General features: G+C 74.7%; 17 protein-coding genes and 1 pseudogene. 2 read left to right on the plus strand and 16 right to left on the minus strand.

Translation table 11 applies throughout. The annotated features are described in order from the left end of the window. Positions 1-484: 484 nt before the first annotated feature. The 8 genes from DBP14_RS04760 to DBP14_RS04795 form a co-directional block, all read right to left on the minus strand. Positions 485-3,433 carry a hypothetical protein gene (locus DBP14_RS04760; RefSeq protein WP_129305791.1) on the minus strand — a complete coding sequence of 983 codons (2,949 nt, stop codon included), beginning with the start codon at positions 3,431-3,433 and terminating at the stop codon, positions 485-487. Positions 3,434-3,435: 2 nt separating this feature from the next. Next, complete coding sequence (locus tag DBP14_RS04765; protein WP_129305792.1) at positions 3,436-5,286, minus strand: HSP90 family protein; 1,851 nt, start codon at positions 5,284-5,286, stop codon at positions 3,436-3,438. Positions 5,287-5,359: 73 nt separating this feature from the next. After that, a complete protein-coding gene (locus DBP14_RS04770; RefSeq protein WP_129305793.1) occupies positions 5,360-6,343 on the minus strand; it encodes a hypothetical protein in 984 nt (327 codons plus the stop codon). Between the two features lie 99 nt (positions 6,344-6,442). Next, positions 6,443-8,545 (minus strand): SWIM zinc finger family protein, encoded by a 2,103-nt coding sequence (locus DBP14_RS04775; RefSeq protein WP_129305794.1) that lies wholly within the window; start codon positions 8,543-8,545, stop codon positions 6,443-6,445. Next, positions 8,542-11,472: a DEAD/DEAH box helicase gene (locus DBP14_RS04780; RefSeq protein WP_241740802.1), complete on the minus strand. Its 2,931-nt coding sequence runs from the start codon at positions 11,470-11,472 to the stop codon at positions 8,542-8,544. The genes DBP14_RS04775 and DBP14_RS04780 overlap by 4 nt, the downstream gene beginning before the upstream one ends. Before the next feature lie 114 nt (positions 11,473-11,586). Further along, a complete protein-coding gene (locus tag DBP14_RS04785; RefSeq protein ID WP_129305795.1) occupies positions 11,587-12,168 on the minus strand; it encodes a sugar kinase in 582 nt (193 codons plus the stop codon). After that, on the minus strand, positions 12,165-13,310 hold the full coding sequence (locus tag DBP14_RS04790) for an ROK family glucokinase (RefSeq protein WP_129305796.1): 1,146 nt from the start codon (positions 13,308-13,310) through the stop codon (positions 12,165-12,167). The genes DBP14_RS04785 and DBP14_RS04790 overlap by 4 nt, the downstream gene beginning before the upstream one ends. A gap of 111 nt (positions 13,311-13,421) precedes the next feature. Beyond that, positions 13,422-14,159 carry a GntR family transcriptional regulator gene (locus DBP14_RS04795; RefSeq protein WP_129311678.1) on the minus strand — a complete coding sequence of 246 codons (738 nt, stop codon included), beginning with the start codon at positions 14,157-14,159 and terminating at the stop codon, positions 13,422-13,424. Between the two features lie 129 nt (positions 14,160-14,288). On the opposite strand from DBP14_RS04795, the gene DBP14_RS04800 reads away from it, so the two are divergent. Beyond that, the gene (locus DBP14_RS04800; RefSeq protein WP_129305797.1) at positions 14,289-15,317 is read left to right on the plus strand and encodes a Gfo/Idh/MocA family oxidoreductase; all 1,029 of its coding nucleotides are present in this window, start codon (positions 14,289-14,291) and stop codon (positions 15,315-15,317) included. A 194-nt stretch (positions 15,318-15,511) separates the two neighbouring features. On the opposite strand, the gene DBP14_RS04805 is transcribed toward DBP14_RS04800, so the two are convergent. From DBP14_RS04805 to DBP14_RS04825, 5 genes are all read right to left on the minus strand, one after another. Further along, positions 15,512-16,696, minus strand: coding sequence for a cytochrome P450 (locus tag DBP14_RS04805; protein WP_206739202.1), 1,185 nt, complete (start codon positions 16,694-16,696; stop codon positions 15,512-15,514). 74 nt (positions 16,697-16,770) lie between these two features. Further along, the gene (locus DBP14_RS04810; protein WP_129305798.1) at positions 16,771-17,460 is read right to left on the minus strand and encodes a response regulator transcription factor; all 690 of its coding nucleotides are present in this window, start codon (positions 17,458-17,460) and stop codon (positions 16,771-16,773) included. 12 nt (positions 17,461-17,472) lie between these two features. Further along, entirely contained in the window at positions 17,473-18,348 is an 876-nt protein-coding gene (locus tag DBP14_RS04815; RefSeq protein ID WP_241740803.1) for a hypothetical protein, read from the minus strand. Next, positions 18,335-18,994: an ABC transporter ATP-binding protein gene (locus tag DBP14_RS04820; RefSeq protein ID WP_129305799.1), complete on the minus strand. Its 660-nt coding sequence runs from the start codon at positions 18,992-18,994 to the stop codon at positions 18,335-18,337. Before DBP14_RS04820 ends, DBP14_RS04815 begins: the two co-directional genes overlap by 14 nt. An 11-nt stretch (positions 18,995-19,005) precedes the next feature. Further along, complete coding sequence (locus DBP14_RS04825) at positions 19,006-19,650, minus strand: TetR/AcrR family transcriptional regulator (RefSeq protein ID WP_129305800.1); 645 nt, start codon at positions 19,648-19,650, stop codon at positions 19,006-19,008. 91 nt (positions 19,651-19,741) lie between these two features. Between DBP14_RS04825 and DBP14_RS04830 the strand changes: the two genes are divergently transcribed. Continuing rightward, positions 19,742-20,074, plus strand: a complete 333-nt coding sequence (locus DBP14_RS04830; protein ID WP_129305801.1) for a DUF6343 family protein — start codon at positions 19,742-19,744, stop codon at positions 20,072-20,074. 62 nt (positions 20,075-20,136) lie between these two features. On the opposite strand, the gene DBP14_RS04835 is transcribed toward DBP14_RS04830, so the two are convergent. From DBP14_RS04835 to DBP14_RS04845, 3 genes and pseudogenes are all read right to left on the minus strand, one after another. Next, the gene (locus DBP14_RS04835) at positions 20,137-21,348 is read right to left on the minus strand and encodes a histidine kinase (RefSeq protein ID WP_129311680.1); all 1,212 of its coding nucleotides are present in this window, start codon (positions 21,346-21,348) and stop codon (positions 20,137-20,139) included. Between the two features lie 232 nt (positions 21,349-21,580). Beyond that, complete coding sequence (locus DBP14_RS04840) at positions 21,581-21,976, minus strand: ribonuclease domain-containing protein (RefSeq protein ID WP_129305802.1); 396 nt, start codon at positions 21,974-21,976, stop codon at positions 21,581-21,583. Between the two features lie 139 nt (positions 21,977-22,115). After that, positions 22,116-22,304, minus strand: a pseudogene (locus DBP14_RS04845) (EamA family transporter); the annotation flags it as partial. Positions 22,305-22,307 lie beyond the last annotated feature (3 nt).

Consider the following 22,307-nt stretch of genomic DNA (forward strand, 5'->3'; position numbering starts at 1 on the left):
GCGGACTCCGGCCGGCCGGTTCAGCGGCTCGCCCTGCCGGCTCGCGGACTCCGGCCAGCCGACTCGCGGACTGCGGCCGGCCGGCTCGCGGGCTCTGACCGGCCGGCTCGCCGGTTGCGCCCGGCCGGTCCGCGGCCGCCGGCCAGCCGGTTCACGGGATCCGGCCGACTGGTTCAGCGCCCGGCCGGCTCGCGGACTCCGATCGGCCGGCTCGCGGGCTCAGACCGGCCGGTTCAGCGGCCCCGCCCAGCCGGTTCACGGGATCCGGCCGACTGGTTCAGCGCCCGGCCGGCTCGCGGACTCCGATCGGCCGGCTCGCGGGCTCAGACCGGCCGGTTCAGCGGCCCCGCCCAGCCGATTCAGCCGCCCCGCCCGCCCAACTTAGCCGCCGGGCCAGCCGGTACGGCGGCTCCGCCCGCCCAACTTGGCCGCCGGCCCGGCCCGTTCAGCGGCTCCGCCCGGCCGTGTCTGACGGCCGGCGCCCTCACTCCTCGTCGCGCAGGCGCGCCGCCAGGGAGGTCAGCGGTTCGGTCTCCTCCGTGTAGCCGAGGGCGGTCAGGTGGGAGATGGCCGCGTCGAGGCGGGTGAGGGCGGGGGCCGGGCGTTCCAGGTAGACGCCCTCGACCGCGCCGGCGAGGCGGACGCACTCGGCCCACTCGCCGGCCCGCTCCTCGTCCGGTCCGGGCTCGCCGAGCAGGGTGAGGGCCTTGTCCAGGGCGGTGAGGGCGTCGTCGTAGGCGCCGGCGTAGGCGTTGACCCGACCGTGCTCGTAGGCCAGCGCGGTGTCCAGGGAGCGGCCGCGGGGCTCATAGCCGGCCTCGCGGGCCTCGTCGGCGACCCGGCCTGCGTGGGCGAGGTACGCGAGGGCGTGGGTGAGGCCGTCGGCGCCCTCCCGCTGAGCCTGGAGGCGGGCGAGTTCCCGCAGGCAGCTGCTGAGCTGCTCGTAGCGCGGGGCCTCGGCGTGGGCGGCGAGGGCCTGGTCGGCGGCCTCGCGGGCCCGGTCGAACTCGCCTGATTCGCCGAGGAGTACGGCCGTCTCCGCGGCGATCATGGCATGGCTACCGGGGTCGTCGGCCCAGGCGGCCGACTCGGCCGCGAGGGCGACGAACTCCGCGGTGGCGGCCTTCAGGTCCTCGCCCTCGTGCAGGGCGCGGGCGCGGGTCAGGCGCAGTTGGGCGACGAGTCGGTCGTCCAGTTCTCCCGCGGTGACGTCGGGTTCGGCGAGGAGGGAGTCGAGCAGCGCGATGCAGTCCTCGACGCGGCCGAGGTCGAGAGTGAGCTGGGCCGCGTTGCTGTAGGCGCAGAACGCCTCCGTACGGCTGCCGTGGCGCAGGCCCAGTTCGGCCGAGCGCGTCAGGTGGCGCAGTGCCTCGTCGGGGCGGCCCAGGCGCATGGCGGTCTCGGCCAGGTCGCCGTGGAGGCGGGCGGTGCCGACGGCGTCGGCCGGCCAGTCGGCGGCGAGGCGGAGGCTCTCGGTCAGGTCGGCGTGGGCGGCCTCGGCGTCGCGGAGGCCGAGCCGGAAGCGGGCGCGCAGTCCGAGGGTGCGGGGCAGGTGCCAGGCGGGGCCGTCGGCCCTGAGCCGGTCGAGGAGTGCGTCGATCTCGGTGACGGCGGCGGGCAGGTCGCCGGAGATGGCGTGCGTGCCGGCCCGCAGCATCAGGGCGCCGGAGATCTGTCCGGCTATGGCGTGCCGGGTGGCGAACGCGTGCAGCGCGTCTACCTCGGCGCGGGCCGGCGCGATGTGCTCCTCGCTCCGCGTGGTCTGCAGGCGCAGGCCGAGCGCGGTCGCCCGGAGCCGCAGCAGCCGGGCCTCCTGGTACGGGGCCAGGTCCGGCGTCTCCTCTTGGAGGCGGGTGACAGCCGCGTGGGCCTCGGTGAGCGCTGCGGCCTGCTCCTCGGCCGTGCCGGGGCCCTGCCCGGTGAGCTCGGCGGCGGCGAAGGCGGCGCAGGCGCGGGCGACCGCCGCGTCACCGGCCGCGCCGGTCTCGTCGTACAGGGCGGCGGCCTGCTCCTGGAGGTCCGCCGCCGCGGCGAACTCGTCCTTCTCGCCGGCCCGGCTCGCCTCGTCGGCCAGCAGGTCCGCGCGGAGCCGGGCGAGCGGGCCGACGGCCGGGTCGTCGGGGTGGGTGTAGTCGGCGGCGGCGAGGAGCGTGCGCAGCCGCGCCCAGCAGGCCGTGGCGTCCGGATGTCCCTCGGCGTCCAGGGCGCGGGCCCGGAGGACGAGTTCGGGCAGTGCCTCGGGTACGGCGGCTGCCGCGCGGGCGGTGGGCGCGGCGACCGGTGCGGCCGTGACGTCCGGGGTGACGTCGTCGAGGGCGCGGGTGCGCAGGGTCAGTTCGAGGGTGTCCAGGAGCGGGGCACGGTCGAGGCGGTCCCGGCGGCGGTCGGCGTGTGCGGTGGTGCCGTTGCGGGCGTCGAAACGGGCGGCGAGGTCGTCGGCGCGGCCGCGCACCTCGGCGCGCAGGGCGGCCACCGTCCAGGCGCGGCCCGGGTATCCGGCGGCGGGCAGCGCGCCGTGGCCGAGGGTTTCGACGCGCTGGAGGAGGACCTCGACGCCGGTGAGGAAGTCGAGCAGGTCGCGCGGCGAGTCGACCTCCTCGAACAGGTTGCGGTTCTCGGCGAGCAGTTCCAGACCGCGTGCCTCGTTGCCGGTCAGCGCGCAGAACTCCAGGTGCCGGCCCACCTCTCCGGGCATCGAGGGGTTGCGGCGGCAGGCGCGGTAGCCGGCCAGGTGCAGTTCGCGGGCGCGGTCGGCGCGGCCGGTGCGCAGCAGGGGCAGCAGCGCGTACGACACGGAGCGGGCGGGTTCCTCCTGGCAGGACTCCTTGCCGGCCAGGACGGGCTCCCAGGCGGCCAGCGCCCGCCGGTCGTCGCCGGCCGCGAGGTGGTGAAGGGCGCGTTCGCAGGTCTCGCAGGCCTCGCAGTCGCTGAGCCGGGTGCGGGCGCGGCCCGCCCACAGCTCGTAGGCGAGGGCGGTGTCCTCGCCCACGTGGGCGGCGAGCTGGTACGCCTGCCCGTAGTAGGGCTGGAGGCCGAGGCCGGCCTTCTCGTAGCGGTCACGCATCTCCGTCAGCCACTGGCGCAGGCTGGCCAGCGGGATCTCGGGCAGCGCGCGCAGGGCGTTGGCGACCCACTTGAACCGCCAGAACAGGGTGTGGCGCAGCCGCTCGTCGAAGACGTCGGGCTGCTCGTCGAAGAGGGTGAGCAGCCGGGCGAAGACGACGGGTGACTTACGTGGTTCGGAGCCGTAGGTGTACGCCTCCTGCAGTTCGAGGAGGGCGTGCACGAGCGGGCGGGGCTCGGCGAACTGCTCGGCGGCCTCGGCGAGTTCCTCGGCGGTGACGGTGCGGGTACGGCCGTAGGGGCGCCGGTCGTTCTCCTGGAGCGCCTGGTACAGCTCGTCGGTGGTCTGGGGATGGGGTGCGGTCGGCATCGTCAGCTGTCCTTGCGGAGGGCGTGGGCGAGGAGGTCGAGGAAGGAGCGGTTGATGAGGCTCGACTCGGCGGGCCGGAGGGGGCGCCGCGACAGCAGCGCCGCCTGCCCGTAGAGGGCTTCGGCGCTGGTCCGGGCCAGTTCGGGCTCGTCGATGGCGACGGCGGTGCGGACCAGCGGGTTGAGCCGGTTGAGGATCAGCTGGGCGCGGGGGGCCTCCTGGCGGAGGGCGCCGAGGATGTCGCCCCAGAGGCCGCCCTCCTGCTCGCGGGCGAGCTGGGAGCGGGTGCGCTCGTGCCGGGCCTCGCGGCTGTCGACCAGGAGGGCGGGTGCGGAGGCGGGCTGGAAGGTGCGCAGCGCGACGTCGCAGTCGAAGACGGCGAGCGCGTCGCGGGCCCGGGCGAGGTAGGCCGCGGCGGCCAGTTCCGTCTCCCGGTCGACGGGGTCGAGGTGCGCGGTGAGGGTGGCCGGGTCGAGGTCGGCGACGGTCGCCTCGGGCCTGATCTCCGGGAGCCGGTGGACCAGTTCGCGGTCGTAGGTGTAGCCGCCGTTGACGACGCCGAGCCCGGCGGCCGAGGCGATCGCGGCGACCTGCCGGAACTCCTCCACGCTGGAGGTGACGAGCACGGTGCGGTGGGTGCGGGCGAACTCGTCGAGGGTGCAGTGCCCGTCGGTGGTCTCGAACGGCAGCCAGGGCAGCAGCATCCGCAGGATCTCGTCGTCGTGCACGGCGAGGGACTTCACGGCCAGGTGGTGGGCGTGCAGGAATCGGGCGAGCAGGTCCGGGTCGCTGGCGGCGGTACGGGCGATCCACGCGCGCAGCCGCTCGGCGAGGGCGTCGCGGACGGCGGCGAGGGTGTCGTCCTCGTACAGGGACTCGCGGGACGCCGTCGGGCGCAGGCTCTCGGCGTCGACGACGCAGCGGACGAAGAACGCCCACTCGGGCAGGATCTCCTCTGCCTGCTCGGACAGCAGCATGCCCTTGACGTGCACACGGTGCCCGTGGCGCCGGCCGGCCGGTACCGTCTCGGGCAGCACGCAGGCGATGCCCTTGAGGCCCACGGCCGGGAGGTCCAGCTCGATGGTGTCCAGCGGGGTGAAGCCGAAAACGTCCTCGCCGTACGCGGCGAGCGCGCGGGAGCGGGCTCCTGGGGTGGGGTACGTACGCGCCCAGGGTGCGGGCTCGGGGTTGACGGACGTGCCGGTGCCCGCGCTGTGGTCGGTGAAGGTCACCGGGTGGCGCAGCAGGGAGCCGAAGTGCCGGGCCAGCGCGTGCACCTGGGCCGGGCGCGTCCACTCGCCGGCGTCGGCGCGGGGCGTGAGCGTGACGGTGGTGCCGGGGCGGGGGCGGGCGGAGGCGGGCAGGGTGCGGACGGTGTAGCTGCCGTCGCCGCGGCCGCGCCACTCGACGGCGGGGGCGTCGGGGGTGCGGGCGGAGCGGCTCACGACGTGGATCTCGTCGGCGACGAGGAAGCAGGAGAGCAGGCCGATGCCGAACTGGCCGATGAAGTCGGCGCGCTGCTCCGCCACTTGCTCGGCACGTTTGCTGCTGCGGCCGATCGTGGCGAGGAAGGTGTGCACATCGGCCTCGGTGAGGCCGATTCCGTCGTCCTCGACACGGACCACCGCGTTGTCGGCGTACAGCCGGATACCGAACGCGTCGGCGGGGGCGGCGGGTTCGAGGGCGTGCCGGGCGGTGAGCGCGTCGACCGCGTTCTGCATCAGTTCGCGCAGGTAGACGCGGGGGCTGGAGTAGAGGTGGTGGGAGAGGAGGTCGACGAGGCCGCGCAGGTCCACCTGGAAGGTGCGGTCGGCGCCGGGGGCCGAGGTCGGGGCGGTGTCGGGCAGAGTCATCGGGCAGTCCGGGGTGAGTGGTCGGGGAGTGGCAGAAGGGTGCGCCGCTCGGTGCCGGTGGCGGGGTGACGGCTCAGGCGTGGCGTGCGAGGTAGGCGTACCGCTTCTCCGCGTTCGCCACGTACCGCCAGGCGTCCGGGGTGTAGGCGCCCTTCAGCTCGCGGAGGACGCGCGGGCACACGACGTTCTCGCCGGCCAGCGACAGCGCCACCGCGAACGTGTTGAAGTCGTGCTGCCAGCCCGGGCGGCGCTGGTGGGCGGGATACAGGATGCTGCGCTCGGCGGCCTCGCTCAGCTCGGCCCGGACAACCGGATGCTTGAGGCAGTCCGTGTCGTCCGACTCCATCCAGTCCTCGATGTGGGCGACGGCGATGACACAGCCCAGACGGTGGCCGTCGGGGGCTCCGGCGAACGCCTTCCGGGCGAAGGCGAGGGCCTGCCCCGGCTCTCCGCCCCAGCGGGGCTGCAGTTGCGACACCCACTGGACGTGGGTCGCGAGGTCCAGCGGGTCGCGGCGCAGGGCGGCGTCGCGCCGGGTCTCGTTGACGGCCGCGCCCAGCGACATGCCGCGGCCGGAGGTGAGCAGGTGGCACCACGGGGTGACCCACTCCGGCCGCAACTCGGCGGCCTCCAGGAGGTGTTCCTCCGCGATGACGAGCCGCTCGCGGAACACCCGCCACTGTTCCGGGCTGACGTCCGAGGCACGGGCGCGGGTGCGGGCCTCCCAGCCCCAGCTGATGTACCGCGCCCCCGAGATCAGCAGGGCCGTCGCCCGGTGCTCCTTGTCCTCCTCGACGGCCCGGCCGATCCAGTCCTGCACGCCGGGCAGGTCGGCGAGTTCACCGAGAACCCGGTCGTCATGGCCGAGGTCGAAGGGGGTCAGCGCCGCCTTGACCGACTCCCAGTCGCCCATCTCGGCCGCGTGCACCAGGGTGAGGACGCGGGTGTCCCCGAGTGCCTGGAGCGTGTACATCCCGTTTCTCTTGCGCGGCGCGGGCAGGGCCCACGGATCCGCCTCCGGTCTCTGACCGCCCCTGCCGAACAGCTTGCCGAACATGCCGCGCCCTCCCCTGGTCCCGCGTGATCGTCCGTGCAGCATAAGCGGCCCCACCGACAGCGCTGCCACAGGGTTTTCCCGCCAGCTCGGGTCATCGGGTCAGAGGTCGGCCGGACCGCCCAGGCCGGTGAGGGCGCCCACAGGGTCGGGGTCGGGGGTGCCGCGCGGCCACCAGTCGTCCTGGCCGGGTTCGGACTCGTAGGCGTACCACAGCGCGTCCTGGCCGAGGCGGAGCTGGAGCCGGCCGCCCGGGTGGGTGAGGCGGTTGCGCCAGGGGCGGAACACGGGGAAGTCGGCGGCGAGCAGGAGCGGGCGGGCCCGGTCGAAGCGCCCGGCGGGCGGGTCCCAGGGTTCTTCGAGCACGGCCAGGCCGTCGAGTCCGCCCTGCCGCCAGGCGGCGACGGCCCGCGCCAGATCGGCGGGGGTGCGGCCGGTGGCCGCGGCGAGGGTGGCGTACAGGGCGCGGGTGGCGGCGGTCAGTCCGGAGCCGGGGCGGGCGGCGGCGAGGCGCACCGCGTCCTGCCACAGGGTCAGTTCGCCGACCGAGTCATGACCGGTGCCGAGCAGGGTGTGCGCGCGGGCGGCGGCGTCGGTGGCGAGCTGGTCCAGCGCGAAGGGGTCGGGGCCGCCGGGCGCCCCCGGGTAGACGGGGGGCTGCTCGGGGTGCGGTGGCAGTGGCAAGGGGGGTGGCAGCGGCGGGAGTCGGCGCGGGGCGAGGGCCTCGGCCGCGCGGACGCCGGGCAGGGTCCGCGGCTCCCGCTCCTGGGCGGCGCGGGCCGCGCGGGCGGCGCTGCGCCGGGAGAGCGCGTCGAGGAGTTCCCTTTCGCCCCGGCCGCGCAGCAGGAGCAGCACGAAGGGGTCGGCGTCGAGCAGACGCGCCGTCTGGTAGCAGAGGGCGGCCGCGTGTTTGCAGGGGTGCCCCGAGTCGGGGCAGCTGCAGCGGGGGGCGAGGTCGCCGGGGCCGGGCAGCAGGGGTACGCCGCAGTCCGCCAGGGAGTGCGGCAACTCCTTGTCGAGGAGGGCAGCGATGTGCCCCGGGCGGTCGGCGGCGGCGTCCAGGAAGCGGTCCCAGTCGTCGTCCTCCAGTGTGCGCAGCCGCACCTGGACCCGGTAGGGCCGCGGCCGGCTCCCCCGCACGTACGCCAGCACCAGCCCCGGCGTCACGGTGATCGCGTCCACGTGCCCCTGCTCGGCATAACCCCGCCCCCGCGCCAACCGCTTGACGTCGAGCGCCCCCTGCTCCAACGCGTCGACCCACGCGTTCCCCCACCAACTCTCGGCGAACTCCGCACCGCCCTCGCGGGCCGCGAACGCCGGGAAGGTACGCCGGAGGTCGGTGTCCCGGTGGGGGGCGGCCATGCTGAGGGGGAGCCTGGGGGATGCGGGGGCCGGGCGACGGGTCCGGTCGTGGCCGGGGCCGGGGGCAGCGGGATACGGCTCGGCGGGGCCCGGCATTTCGGTATGGGCGGCGCCGCCGGAACCGGCGTCGACCGGGTCGGGGGCGGGCTCGGTACGGCTGAGCGCGCCACTGGAGTCGCCGGGGTGGCCGCCGGTGTCGCCGGGGTGGGGTTCGGTCGGGCCGGGCACGCCGGCGGTGGGTTCCTGGCCCTGGGCCGGGGGGTGGCCGGTGGCGGACCGGTCCTCCGGCAGCTCCCCTTCCTCCGCCCACGCGGGCATGCGGAAGGCGTTCGAGAGGAAGTGCCGCATGTCGCGGACGGCTTGGGCCCGGTCAGGCCGGTGTTCCTCAAGGGGGCGCGGAGACGGGGAACCGGCGGGCGGCGCCGGTGTGCGTGGGCCGCGCCTGGCGCCGGGCGCCCTCGCCGCGTCTCCGCGCAGCGCGTCCCGCCGGGCGGCTCGGAGGGCTTCCCTGGCTACGTCTGCGGGCCGGTCGGCATGCTGGGAGCGCCGTCCGTTCCCTCGGACTCCGGACGCCGACACCCCGGCCGCCGTCGGTCGTGGCCGCCCGGCGTCCACCGATCCCTGCTCCGTGGTACCGGCCGGCCCGGACCTCCGCCCCCGCACCTCCTCCTGCTCCTGCTCCTGCTCCTGCTGCCCCTCAGCCTCTGGCCGCGCGGCCCCGTGCTCGGAACCTCCCGTCTGCGCAGGCGAGTCCTGCTCTGCGGCCGCCCTCTCCCGGGCCGCCCGGAGTGCCTCGCGGGCGGCGTCGGCGGGCCGGGGCGTGCCGGTGGCGTCGGCGGTCATGACGGCCTCCGGAGGGAGACCAGGTCGGAGAGTTCGCGGTCCGTCAGTTCGGTGAGGGCGGATTCGCCGGAGCCGAGGATGGCGTCGGCCAGGGCGCGCTTCGCGGTCAGCATGTCGGCGATGCGGTCCTCCACCGTGCCCTCGGTGACCAGGCGGTGGACCTGGACGGGCTGGGTCTGGCCGATCCGGTAGGCGCGGTCGGTGGCCTGCTCCTCGACGGCCGGGTTCCACCAGCGGTCGAAGTGGACGACATGGCCCGCGCGGGTGAGGTTCAGGCCCGTGCCCGCCGCCTTCAGCGACAGCACGAGGACCGGGGTCTCGCCGCTCTGGAAGCGGTCGACCATGCGCTCGCGCTCAGGCACCGGTGTGCCGCCGTGCAGCAGGTCCACGGGGATCGCTCGGGCGGACAGGTGGGCGGTGATCAGCCGGGCCATGCCGACGTACTGCGTGAAGACGAGCGCCGAGCCGTCCTCGGCGAGCACCGTGTCCAACAGCTCGTCCAGGAGGGCGAGTTTGCCGGAACGGGCGCTGAGCCGGTCGGGGGCCGCCGCCTCCTTGAGGTACAGCGCCGGGTGATCGCAGATCTGCTTCAGCGCGCCGAGGAGCTTGAGGACCAGGCCCCGGCGGCCGATTCCCTCCGCGTTCTCGATGGCGAGCATCGACTCGCGCACCACCGCCTCGTACAGCGCGGCCTGTTCGCGGGTGAGCGGGACGGGATGGTCCGTCTCGGTCTTGGGCGGCAGCTCGGGGACGATGCCGGGGTCGGATTTCTTGCGGCGCAGGAGGAAGGGCCGGACCAGGCGCGCCAGTCGCTCCACCGCCTCCTGGTCCTCGCCGTTCTCCACCGCGCGGGCGTGCCGGGCGCGGAAGGACTTCAGGGGGCCGAGCAGGCCGGGGGTGGTCCAGTCGAGCAGGGCCCACAGCTCGGAGAGGTTGTTCTCCACGGGTGTGCCGGTGAGGGCCACGCGCGCGGGGGTGGGGATCGTGCGCAGCGCCTTGGCGGTCGCCGAGTACGGGTTCTTCACGTGCTGGGCCTCGTCGGCGACGACCATGCCCCAGGGCTGCTCGGCCAGCTGGGCGGCGGTGGACCGCATCGTGCCGTAGGTGGTGAGCACGAAGCCGCCGGCGAGGCCGTCCAGGGTGCGGTCGGGGCCGTGGAAGCGGCGGACGGGCACGCCGGGCGCGAACCGGGTGATCTCCCGCTGCCAGTTGCCCAGCAGGGACGCCGGGCAGACCACGAGGGTGGGTTCCGGGCGGGCCCGTTTCAGGTGCAGGGCGATGAGGGTGATCGTCTTGCCGAGGCCCATGTCGTCGGCGAGGCAGCCGCCGAGGCCGAGGGAGGTCATGAGGTCGAGCCAGGCCAGGCCGCGCAGCTGGTAGTCGCGCAGGGTGGCGTCGAGTCCGGCGGGGGGTTCGGCGGACCGCGGGCCCGCGGTGAGGCGGTCGCGCAGGGCGGCGAGCGCGCCGGCCGGGACCGCCTCGACGGTCTCGCCGTCGACGTCGGCGGTGCCGGTGAGCGCGACGGACAGGGCGTCGACGGGGTCGAGCAGGCCCAGTTCGCGGCGGCGGGCCTTGCGGACGAGGGCGGGGTCGACGAGGACCCAGCGGTCCCGCAGCCGTACGACGGGCCGGTGGGCCTCGGCGAGGGCGTCCATCTCGGCCTCGCCGAGCGGCTCCCCGCCGAGCGCCAGTTGCCAGCGGAACTGGAGCAGTTCCTCGCTGTCGAAGAAGCCGGTGCCGTCGGTCGCCGAGCCGGGAGCGGGCCGTACGACGGCGGCGGCGGTGAGGTCCCGGGCCAGGTCGCGGGGCCAGTGCACGGCGACGCCGGCGCCGGCCAGCCGGCTCGCGGCCACTCCGAGCAGGTCGCCGACCTCCTCCTCGGACAGGGCGAGGACGTCGGGCACGTCCTGTTCGGTGAGCCGGTCCAGCGGCAGCCACACCCGGGCGGCCCGGCGCACGGCGAGCGCGGCGTCCACGCGCGCGCGGGGGCCGAAGGCGCCCTCGGCCTCCCCCGCCCACAGGGCCGCCGCGTCGGCCACCAGGGTCGGGTCGGCGAGGCTGTGCACCTGCACGATCGCGGCCCCCGCGGCCCGGGCCCCGTCGGCGGCGCCGGTGTCGAAGACGTCGGACGCGGACAGGTCCAGGCGCAGCGAGATCCGCACGCCGGCGTCCATGCCGGCGGCGACCTCCGCCGCCCAGTCGTGGGCGCCGGGCAGGGCCTGGGGTTCGCGGGCGGCGAAGGGCCTGCCGGAGGTGTGGGGGGCGGCGGGTGTGCGGGGCAGGGTGTCGGCGACGGCGTCCAGGAAGGAGCGGACGAGCGCCTCCGGCTCGGGGAGCCGCAGCGGGCCGGATCCCGGGAGCGGTACGGCGTGGCCCTCGGCGGGCAGGGCGGCCGCCACCGCGCGCAGGTGGGCGATGTCGTCGGGTTCCAGGGGGCCCGCGCGCCAGGCGTCGTGGCCGGACGGGGTCAGTCCGGGCAGCAGCCGGCCGCGGGCGACCAGCCGCAGCGCGTGCAGGGCGGCGGCGCCCCAGCAGGCGGTGGCCGGGTGGGCGGCCGGGTCGCGCCGGGCCCGGACGAGCAGGGGCAGGGCCTCGCCGACGGGCAGGGTGAGCGCGGGCACCTGACGGCGGCGGACGCCCGCGCCGTGCGGTCGTACGACCGTCAGTTCCTCACCGGTGGCGGTGGGGGGCAGCGGGCCGCCGTCGGGGTCCCAGAAGGCGATCCGTCCCGCGCGCGGGACGGGACCGGGCAGGTAGACGGACGCGAGCCGCACCGGGACCGGGTTCCCGCTTCCGGCGCCCGCCCCGGCCCCGGTCGAGGTCCCCGACCCGGACGACGTCCCCGACCCGGACGACGCCCCCGACCCGGGAGAGCCCGCCGTGCGTTCGGCCACCGCGGCCGTGCCGCCGTTCATACGTCCTGCCACCTCCCGCGCCCCTGCCGTCGTGTCGTCGTCCCGGACGTCTACGACTCTACGGGCGGGGTCTGACATTCGGCTCCGGCTCCTGCGGTGGGCCGGGCCGGGCGGGCCGGGCAGCCGTCACGGGATCGTGCGGGAGACGACGTACACCATCGGGTAGTTCGGGTCGGACATGTTCACGACGACATCCTGGGTGGGCGCCGGGTTCTTCTGGTCGTGGGTCAGCCCGGACCAGGGGCCGGGCCCGGTGAAGTGCCAGCCGGAGACCTGCTGGTCGCGGGAGCTGATGGCGATGTCGTTCTTCTTCAGCTGGTCCCGGCGGACGCCCATGGACTCCAGGAAGCTGTCCAGGCCGGCGCTGTTGGTGCGGAACTGCGCGTACAGGCGGCTGGTCTTCCAGTTGTTGGTCTCGTAGTAGGCGATGTGGTCGGCCGGGTGCGGGACCGTGACCTCGTACAGCCGGCGCTGCAGCCTGGACGGCCAGCCCGGGGTGAGGCCGGTCGCGGAGTACTTGTCCTCCTTGTCCTTGCCGCTGTCCCTGCTCTGGTTGGCGGAGATCACCAGGTAGCCGGCGGGCACCCCGATGAGCAGCACGATGATCAGCAGGGTCAGCGCCCGGCGACCGGCCGTGTGGCGCGGCTTCTCGGGCGGCCGGGGCGGCTCGTCCGGGGGCGCCGCCTGGCGCGGCAGCGAGGCGATCACGCGGTGTCCCGGGTACGGCGGGCCTGGGCGTACCGCTCGTAGCGCTCGAACCGCTCCACGCGGCGCCGCTTGGCCCGGCGGAACCGGCGGGCCACCAGCCGGGCCAGGTCGGCGGCGCCCACCATGCCCGCCTCGGGGCCGAGCTGGGCGCGGGTGATGCGGGCCTCGGGGCGGTAGCCGCGGCCGGTCAGATGGCGCTTGAAGGCGTCCCGGGCGGGTCCGATGAGCAGGTCGTCGGCGGCGCTGACGCCGCCGCCGATCACGAAGCAGGAGGGGTCGAGGGCGGCCGCGAGGTTGGCGATGCCGACGCCCAGCCACTGGCCGATGTCCTGGAGCAGCTCCACGCACATCGCGTCGCCCTCGCGGGCCAGCTCGGTGATCATCGGGCCGGTGATGTCGCCGATGCTGCCCTTGACGTGCTCGATGATCCCGTACGCCACGGGTGAGTCGGCGGCGGCCAGCTCGCGCGCCTCGCGGACGAGGGCGTTGCCGGAGCTGTACTGCTCCCAGCAGCCGCGGTTGCCGCACGGGCAGCGGTGGCCGCCGGGGACGACCTGCATGTGGCCGAACTCACCGGCGACGCCGTACTTGCCGCGCTTGACCTGGCCGTCCTCCAGGATGGCGCCGCCGATGCCGGTGCCGAGCGTGATCATGACCAGGTGGTCCTCGCCGCGGCCGGCGCCGAAGCGCCACTCCGCCCATGCGGCGGTGTTGGCGTCGTTGTCCACGAGGACCGGCACGGAGAGGCGGCCGCTGAGCCGGTCGCGCAGGGGCTCGTTGCGCCAGGAGAGGTGGGGGGCGAACAGGACGCGGTTGCGGTCGGCGTCGACCCAGCCGGCGGCGCCGATGCCGACGGCGTGCACGTCGTGGCGGTCGGAGAGGTCCAGGACCAGTTCGACGATGGTGTCCTCGACGACCTGGGGGCTCTTGGACTTGTCCGGGGTCTCCGCGCGGAGCCTCTCCAGGATGTTGCCGTCGGCGTCGACCACGCCTGCCATGACCTTGGTGCCGCCGATGTCGATGCCGACCGTCGGCACACGGGGGGCGGTCAGGTGGGAGCGGCGTTCCCTGGTGCCGGCGGTGCGCAGGACCGGGGCTCGGCGGGAGCCTATGGGGGCGGTCAGGTCGCGGTAGGTGCTCATCGTTGACCGATTGTGCCTCACGCTCGCGCTGGGCGTCGGACGGTGCGTATTCCGGTGCGGGTGCGTTGTGGTTGTTCGCGCAGTCCCCCGCGCCCCTTCCGGGCGCTGACGTTACGGGCGGACCAGGAGTTGGAATTCGAAGGCGTAGCGGGTGGGGCGGTAGGTGTGGTTGCCGTGTTCCACGGCGCGGCCGGTGTCGTCGAAGGTGGTGCGCTGCATGGTGAGGAGGGGGGCGCCGTCGGGTTCGGCGAGGCGCTCGGCCTCGGCGGGGGTGGCGGCGCGGGCGCCGATGGACTGGCGGGCGCTGTGCAGGGTGATGCCGGCCGAGCGCATCATCCGGTACAGGCCGGTGGTCTCCAGCTGGTGGGTGTCCAGGTCGAGGAGGGCGGGCGGCAGGTGGTTGGTCAGGTAGGCCATCGGCTCGCCGTGCGCGAGGCGCAGCCGTTCGACGCGGTGGACGTCGCTGCCCTCGGCGACGCCGAGCGCGGCGGCGATCTCCGCGGAGGCCGGTACGACCGTGTTGACCAGGACCTTGGTGGCGGGGCGCTGACCGGCCGCCTCCAGGTCGTCGTAGAGGCTGCTCAGCTCCAGGGGGCGTTTGACCTGGCTGTGCACGACCTGGGTGCCGACGCCCCGGCGGCGGACCAGGAGGCCCTTGTCGACGAGGGACTGGATGGCCTGGCGGACGGTCGGCCGGGACAGGCCGAGGCGCGCGGCCAGCTCGATCTCGTTGCCGAGGAGGCTGCCGGGGGTGAGGCTGCCGTGCTCGATGGCGGCCTCCAGCTGCTGGGAGAGCTGGAAGTACAGCGGGACCGGGGAACTGCGGTCCACACTGAGGTCGAGCGACACGGTCGGGTCCACATCTGGTTTCGGCACGGGCCGAGCGTAGCTCCGTGCACGGTTGACGGGAAGTCGTGTAGTCCGATTGTCCGGACATACGCATTGACAGGGTGCGGTGTCGGCCCTCACTTTGTTTCCATGCGCATCGGGGTCATCGGTACGGGCCGGATCGGCACCATCCATGCGAGAACGCTCAGCCGCCACCGCGAGGTCGGGTCGCTGATCCTCACGGACGCGGATCCGGCGCGGGCGCAGGCACTGGCCCACCGGCTGGGCGAGACGGCGGCGCCCGGAGTGGACGAGATCTTCAAGTGGGGCGTGGACGCGGTGGTGATCACCACGGCGACGGCCGCCCACGCCGAACTGATCGGTCGGGCAGCACGCTCGGGTCTGCCGGTGTTCTGCGAGAAGCCCATCGCCCTGGACCTGCCGGGGACGCTGCAGGCGCTCGCCGAGGTGGCCGCGGCCGGCACGGTGCTGCAGATGGGCTTCCAGCGGCGGTTCGACGCGGGCTACGCGGGCGCGCGGGAGGCGGTGCGCTCGGGACAGCTCGGCCGGCTGCACACGGTGCGGGCGACGACCTGCGACCAGTCCCCTCCGCCCGCGGAGTGGCTGCCGCTGTCCGGCGGACTGTTCCGGGACACGCTGATCCACGACTTCGACGCGCTGCGCTGGGTGACGGGCCGCGAAATCGTCGAGGTACGCGCCACCGGGTCGGACGCGGGGCCCGCGATGTTCCGCGAGGCGGGGGACGTCGACACCGGGGCGGCCGTGCTGACGCTGGACGACGGCACGCTGGCCGTGGCCACTGCCGCCCGGCTGAACGGCGCCGGGTACGACGTGCGGATGGAGCTGGCCGGCGAGCGGGACACGGTGGTGGTGGGCCTGGACGACCGTACGCCGATCGCCTCCACCGAGCCGGGCGGCCCGCCGGCCGCGGACAAGCCGTGGACCGGGTTCCTGGAGCGGTTCGGGCCCGCGTACGAGGCCGAGCTGAACGCCTTCGTCGAGGTGCTGAACGGTGAGCGGTCCAACCCGTGCGGCGGCGGCGAGGCCCTGCGGGCGCTGCGGATCGCGGAGGCCTGCGAGCGGTCCCGCCGCGAGCGCAGACCGGTCCCCCTCGCGGAGATCGAGGGCGACGACGGACCGCAGGGGCAAGCGGACTGAGGCGGCCGGCGCCGCGAGACCGGCGCACGCATGAGCACCCGCGGCCGGGAGCCGGCGGCCGGCGGCCGGCGCACGCATGAGTGCCCTCCGAGCCGGCGACCCTCTGCCGCGGTTCACGGTTATCCCGCCGGAGGCCCCACGGCCGCCCTACGGCCGCTCTGCCGAAGGGTCTACGACAACCTCGGCCCCGCTGCCTACCACCGCACCGGCAGCGTGCGTACCCCCCGTATGAGCGTGCCCGGTAGCCAGGGGCCCGGGGGGCCGTCCAGGGCGAGGTCAGGGGCCCTGGTCAGGAGGGCGGCGAGGGCGGTGCGGGCCTCCAGGCGGGCGAGCGGGGCGCCCAGGCAGTAGTGGATGCCGTGGCCGAAGGCGAGGTGGCCGCGGGTGTCGCGGCGGAGGTCGAAGCGGTCCGGTTCGGCGTAGCGGGCGGTGTCGCGCTGGGCGGCGGAGAGGCCGACGATCACCCACTCCCCCTCCGCTATCGCCCTGCCGCCGATCTCCAGCGGCTCGGCCGCGAAGCGGTACGTGGCGTTCTCCACCGGGCCCTCGTAGCGCAGGATTTCCTCGACGGCGCCGTCCAGGAGGCTCATGTCGGCGCGCAGCGCGGCCAGTTGATCGGGGTGCCGGAGGAGGGTCAGGACGCCGTTGCCGATCAGGTTGACGGTGGTCTCGTGGCCGGCGATCAGCAACAGGAAGGCCATGCCGCGCAGTTCTTGCGGGGAGAGCCGGTCACCGTCCTCGGTGGTGGTGCGGACCAGGTCCGACAGCAGGTCGCCGGTGGGGCCGGCGCACCGCTTGTCCTCGATGAGCTCCGTGAGGTACTCGCTGAGGCGCACCGTGGCGTCGTACTCGCTCTCGGCGCTGCTCGGCGCGACCACCTCGGTGGAGATCTTCCGGAATGCGGCGCGGTCCATCTCGGGGACGCCGAGCAGCTCGCAGATGACGGTGATCGGCAGCGGGTAGGCGAGGGACTCCATCAGGTCGGCCCGGCCGCGCGGCAGCATGTCGTCGAGCAGGCCGGCGGTGATCCGCTCGATCCGCGGGCGCAGTGCGGCCACCCGGCGCATCGTGAACGCGCGGGTGACCAGGGCGCGCAGGCGGGTGTGCTGGGGCGGGTCGGTGATCAGCATGTTCTTGCCGAGCAGGTCCTCGTCCAGCGGCATGGCGCCGGTCTTCGTACCGTCCTTGGACAGCCGGGTGTCGGCGAGAGCGGCGCGTGCCTCCTCGTATCCGACGACCAGCCACACCTCCTGGCCGCCTTCGGAGGCCGGCAGCCGGACGCGGTGGACGGGGCCGCGCTCGCGCAGCCGCGCGTACAGCGGATGCGGGTCGCGGCGGAAGGCTTCGCCGTACTCCTCCAGGTCGGTCACTCGCTCCATGCGTTCCCCCTCACGCTGCCCGCGGGTCCCTCCCGCGGACCGCCTGCCGTTCCGGGAACGCCCGGGAGCGCCGGTTAGTGCCCGCCGTCCCCGCTCTCCTCCAGGAATCCCGCGTCGTAGGCCAACAGGGCCACCTGGACACGGTTGTTGAGGCCGAGTTTGGCCAGGATGCGGGAGACGTGGGTCTTGACGGTGGCGACGCTCATGAAAAGTTCGGCGGCGATCTGGGCGTTGGCGAGGCCGCGGCCGACGGCGACGGCGACCTCGCTCTCCCGGTCGTTGAGTTCGGCGAGCCGTTCACGCGCGCGTGCCCGGCGCGTGCCGGCGCCGGTGGTCTCGGCCGCGTGGCGCATCAGCTGGCGGGTGACGGCCGGCGACAGCACCGGCTCGCCGGCCGCGACGCGGCGCACGGCCTGGACGATCTCGGCGGGCGGGGTGTCCTTGAGCACGAAGCCGGCGGCGCCCGCGCGCAGGGCCCGCAGCACCAGGTCGTCGGCGTGGAAGGTGGTCAGCACCACGACCTGGGGCGCGTTCTCCCGTTCGCGCAGCCGCCGGGTGGCGGTCAGGCCGTCCACGGAGGGCATGCGGATGTCCATGAGGACGACGTCCGGCCGGGTCCGGTCGACCAGGGCGACGACCTCGCCGCCGTCGCCGGCCTCCCCGACGATCTCGATGTCATCGGCCCCGCCCATCATCAGGGCCAGCCCGGCCCGCACGAGCGGGTCGTCGTCGACGAGGAGGAGCCGGATCGCGGTCGCAGTCATGGGGCTACGTAATCACGCGGACGGCGGGCGGTGCGGGGCCGGCCGGGCCGAGTGGGTCCGGTCGCGGGCCCGGTCGCGGGTCCGGTCGCGGGTTCGGTCGTGGGTTCGGTCGCGGGTTCGGATCCGGAAGATGACCAGTCCGATCGCGGTGAAGCCGGCCGCCCAGGCCAGCCCCAGGGCGAGGTGCCCCCACAGCGCGGTGTGCCCGAAGGCTCCGCCGACGGCGAACTGCATGGGCCCGAAGGACGGGAACCACTGCAGGACGGGCTTGTTGGCGAGCGGGTTGCCCAGCGGGTTCTGCAGGAACGTGTCCATCAGACCGCCCATGATGATCAGGAAGAACCCCTCCAGATCCCGTTTGACCAGGACGCCGAGGAGGAGCCCGAGGGCGCCGTAGGTCAGGGCGATGACGGCGAAGCCGGTCAGTACGGCGAACCAGCCGGCCGCGCCCGGCCGCCAGAAGCCCAGCATGGCCAGCGCCGTGTAGAGCGCGATGGTGACGGCGACGGCGGCGACGGCGAGGGTCTTGGCGCCGATGAGCGTGGACTGCCGGTACCCGGCGAAGACCAGGCGCCGGTCGAAGACGAGCGCCTTGCGTACCGCGTCGAAGACGACGAACCCGGCGATCATCGTGACCGAGTTGAGCCCGGCCGAGATGAGGGTGAGGTGCCCGCCGTCCACGTGCAGCAGCCGACCGGTGGAGTACAGCTTGAAGTCCAGGGGCTTGGGCCCGGCCATGGCGTCCATCATCAGGTACCAGGCGGGGACGAAGAGGACGAGCAGCAGCCCGGCGAGCCGGTTGCGGGTCTGGTCCCGCACGCAGAACCTGAGTGCGGTGGGGAACTGGCCGTAGGGGGACCGGAGTGGGAGGGCGTCAGGCGTCGGCATGGTGCTCCTTCCGTGCTGCCGCGCGCGGGGTGAGCCGGCCGTCGGCGAGGTCGGCCAGCAGGTCGAAGCGGTCCTGTTCGAAGACGAGATGGGTGATGACGACGACGGCCCTGCCGCGCGCCCGCAGGTCCTCGACGAGGTCCCAGAACCGCAGGTAGGTCTCCCAGTCGAAGCCCTGGTAGGGCTCGTCGAGGAGCAGCACGTCCGGGTCGTGGAGCAGGGCGAGGGTGAGGTTGAGTTTCTGCCGGGTGCCGCCCGACAGCTCGCCGGCCGCGGAGTCCAGGTACTGCTCGTAGCCGAGGAGGCGGACGAGTTCGCGCCCGCGCTCCAGGTCGGGGAGGCGGTGGGCGGCGGCGAAGTACCGCAGGTGCTGTTCGACGGTGAGGCTCGCGTTGACCACCGGGTACTGCGGGCAGTAGCCGAGGCCGCCGGAGAGCAGGACCTCACCGCGGTCCGCGGGCAGGGCGCCGGCGAGGATCTTGAGGAGGGTGGACTTGCCGGCGCCGTTCTCCCCCACGACACCGACGAGCTGTCCGGCGGCGACGGTGAGGTCGGCACCGCGCAGGACGGCGTGCTTGCGATAGGACTTGTGCAGGTCGCGGGCCTGAAGTACGGCGGGCGGCGCGGTGGTCGAGCTGGGCTCCATACGCGGTCTCCCTAGGGGGCTTCTCCTTGCGGTTCCTGTGGTGGCGCGTTCAGCCCGCCGGCGTAGACGGCGAGCAGTTCCGGGGCCCAGCGGGCCATGCCGGCGGCCGACAGCGGGTCGGTGCCGAGGACTTCCCGGAGCCGGTCGCGCAGCAGGAACAGGGCCAGGTCGTTGGCGAGCAGCAGTGCGGCACGCACCTCCGGGTCCCGGCCGGGCGAGGCCATGCCGGCCGCCGCGAGGCCGTGCAGCGCGGTCTTGCTCAGCTCGAACAGCCGCTGGAACAGCTGCCGTCCGGCGTCCGTGTCGGACAGCAGGAGCCGGCGCAGGTAGCCGGGCAGCGGCGAGTCGTCCGGGAGGTGCCGGGCGAAGGCCTCGCTCAGCGAGCCGGCCGCCGCGTCCGGGGCGAGCAGGTCGGGTCCGCCCTCCCCGGTCATCTCGCCGAGCAGTCCCTCGAAGACGTCCAGCACGTACTGGTCGACGGCCTGCCGCAGCCCGTCCTTCGAGCCGAAGTGGTGCACGACCAGGGCGGGCGAGACACCGGCGGCGCCGGCGATCTGCCGCACGGTCACCGCGTCGGGGCCGCTCGCGGCGAAGAGCCGCAGTGCCTCGTCGCGGATGACCGCGCGGGTCGTCCGGTCGTCACGGTTTGAACGCATGTGCAGGATGTTAAACGCTTGTTCAGCTCTCTGTCCAGGCCCGTCCCGGGTGCGGGGACTCGCCGGGCGCGCCCGGGGTACTCGGCGGGGCGTGAAGCGAGCTGATCATGTGAACGGGACGAGCGGATCCGGGCACCGCCGGGCGCGGTCCGGCACCGAGCCGGTGGTGGCGCGCAGCGCGCTCGGCCTGCGGATGGCGCTGTCCGGCTTCTTCTTCCCGCTGTTCGCGGCGGCGTCCGCGGGCTTCGGGGTGTGGGCGTCCGGGTCGACACCGGAGGACCACCCGTCGGACGACTCGCTCTGGTGGGTCTGCGGCATCTGCGGGGTCCTGGCGCTGGTGGCGGCGGTCGACCTGGTGGTGCTGGCGCGGCGCAGGAAGCGCGAGAAGACCCGGCCGCGGCCCTACGCCTCGGACGTGCGGTAGCCGGCCGCGGCCCTACGCCTCGGACGTGCGGTAGCCGGCCGACGGCCCCGTCCAAGCGGGCTTCAGCCGCCCCACGGCAGTGTGCCCCGCACCCGGAAGCCGCCGTCCGGTGTCGGTCCGTGGTCGAGCCGGCCGCCGGCCAGGGTGGCCCGTTCGGTGAGGCCGATCAGCCCCTGACCGGAGCCGGGGACGTGCGGTACGTCGGCCTCGGGAGCGGGGTTGGCGACCGTGATCGTCAGGGCGTCGCCGGGGGTGCCGGTGACGGTGAGGGCGACCTCGGTGCCGGGGGCGTGTTTGCGGGCGTTGGTCAGGGCCTCCTGGGCGATGCGGTAGGCCGTGCGTCCGAGGGAGGCGGGGACCGCCCCGGGGTCGGGCACGCGCAGGTCAAGGGTCACCTTCATGCCCGCATCCCGGCACTCGGCGACCAGCCCGTCCAGCCCGGCCAGCGTCGGCTGCGGGCGGCCGCCGGCCGCGTCGTCGGACTCGCCGGCCCGGAGGACGCCGATGATCTCCCGCAGGTCCTGGAGCGCCTCGTGGGCGCTCTCCCGGATGACGCCGGCCGCCCGGGCGATCTCCTCGCGGGGCGCGTCCGGACGGAACTCCAGGGCGCCCGCGTGCACGCTCAGCAGGGTGAGCCGGTGGGCGAGGACGTCGTGCATCTCACGGGCGATGTCCTCGCGGGCCAGCCGCTGCGCCTGCTCCGCCCGCAGCCGCGCCTCCGTCTCGGCACGCCGGGCCCGGTCGCGGAGGCTGAGCATGAGCTGCCGCTTGGAGCGTACGAACATGCCCCAGCCGACGACGGACACGGTCAGCAGCAGGGCGAACGCGACCGCGCCCGCGTACGACAGGTCCGGTTCTGGACGCAGCCAGTAGAACAGCGGCACGAGGAGCAGCTGGGCGCCGGCGATCCAGCCGACGTACCTCAGCGGCCGGTGCACGGCGACGGTGAACAGGGCGACCAGGCAGACACCGCCCGCGGTGTCGGAGGCGAAGCCGACCGGGATCATCGCGACGGCGAGTCCGACGGGCCAGCGGCGGCGCAGCCAGACGGCCTGGCAGGACAGCGCGCCCAGGGTCAGGTCGAGGACCACCAGGGGGCCGGGCAGGCCGGGCGTGTCGAGGACGGACTGGACGGACACCGCGAACAGCGCCCAGACCAGCAGGTAGCAGCACACGTCGACGATCCAGTCGCGGGCGGTGCGCCGGGGGCGGCGGCCGGCCGTGCCGGTGCCGGGTCCGGCGTCGAGTTCGTGCAGGACGGCGGACGGGAACATCCAGCGCCGGACGGGCTCGGCGTAGCCCGTGGCCTGCTGCGGCGTGTCACCTCTCACAGCCGACCAATCTAGGGACCAAAACGGTGTCCGGCTGCTCAGGGCGCGTCATCGTCGACCAAAGTCGGTCCGCGAGGGACTTTCGATGGTCCCGTATCGGCGAAGGCCGTACCGGCGCGGGACACGACCCGCCCCGCGGCCGGGGGTGGGGGGAGGCCGCGGGGCGGGGGCCGGCTCAGCAGCCGAAGTCGATGCGGGCGAACGTGTCGTAGTGGTCGGCGGTGTAGTAGTCCTCCTGGTGTTCCTCACCGGTGACGACGCGCCGGGCGCCGCGCGTGGGCGAGCCCGGGGTGATCACCGTGTACTCGTGGTAGTAGCCGGACGACTGCGACGGCAGGACGCCCTCCCGGTTCTGGAAGACGGTCCCGTCCTGGGAGTAGGGGAAGGGGCCGCCCCGGTCGATGAGGTCCAGGGTGTCGTGGGCCTGCGTGGGCAGGACGCCATAGCAGACGCTGCCGACGGACGCGGCCGCGGCGTCCGCGGCCGGGGCGGTGACGGCGCCGCCGACGAGGAGGGCGGACAGCAGCGCGGCCGAGGCGCCGGCGCGGGTGATGTGTGGGGGGAATCTCATGACCTCATGATGACGCGCGTAGACGTGGGCACGTCAATGAGAGGTGTGAAGAGCTTCCTGGCAAGTCCCGTGAAGCTTCCGCGACTTCACCCGCCATCTCGGCGACTTCACCCGCCGTTTCCGCGACTTCACCCGCCGCTTAAGCGACCCACCCCGCCGTCCGGCGTCCCCACGCGGTTCCCGCCAGCACCAGCGCCCCGCCCGCGAGACCCGTCGCGCCGAGCCGGTCGCCGCCGAGGGCGAGTCCGGCCGCGGCGGCCCACAGGGGCTCGGTGCCGAGCAGCAGGCCGACCCGGGACGGCGAGGTCCGGCGGACCGCCCACATCTGCTG

The sequence above is a fragment of the Streptomyces sp. L2 genome (assembly GCF_004124325.1).
Lineage (GTDB): Bacteria > Actinomycetota > Actinomycetes > Streptomycetales > Streptomycetaceae > Streptomyces.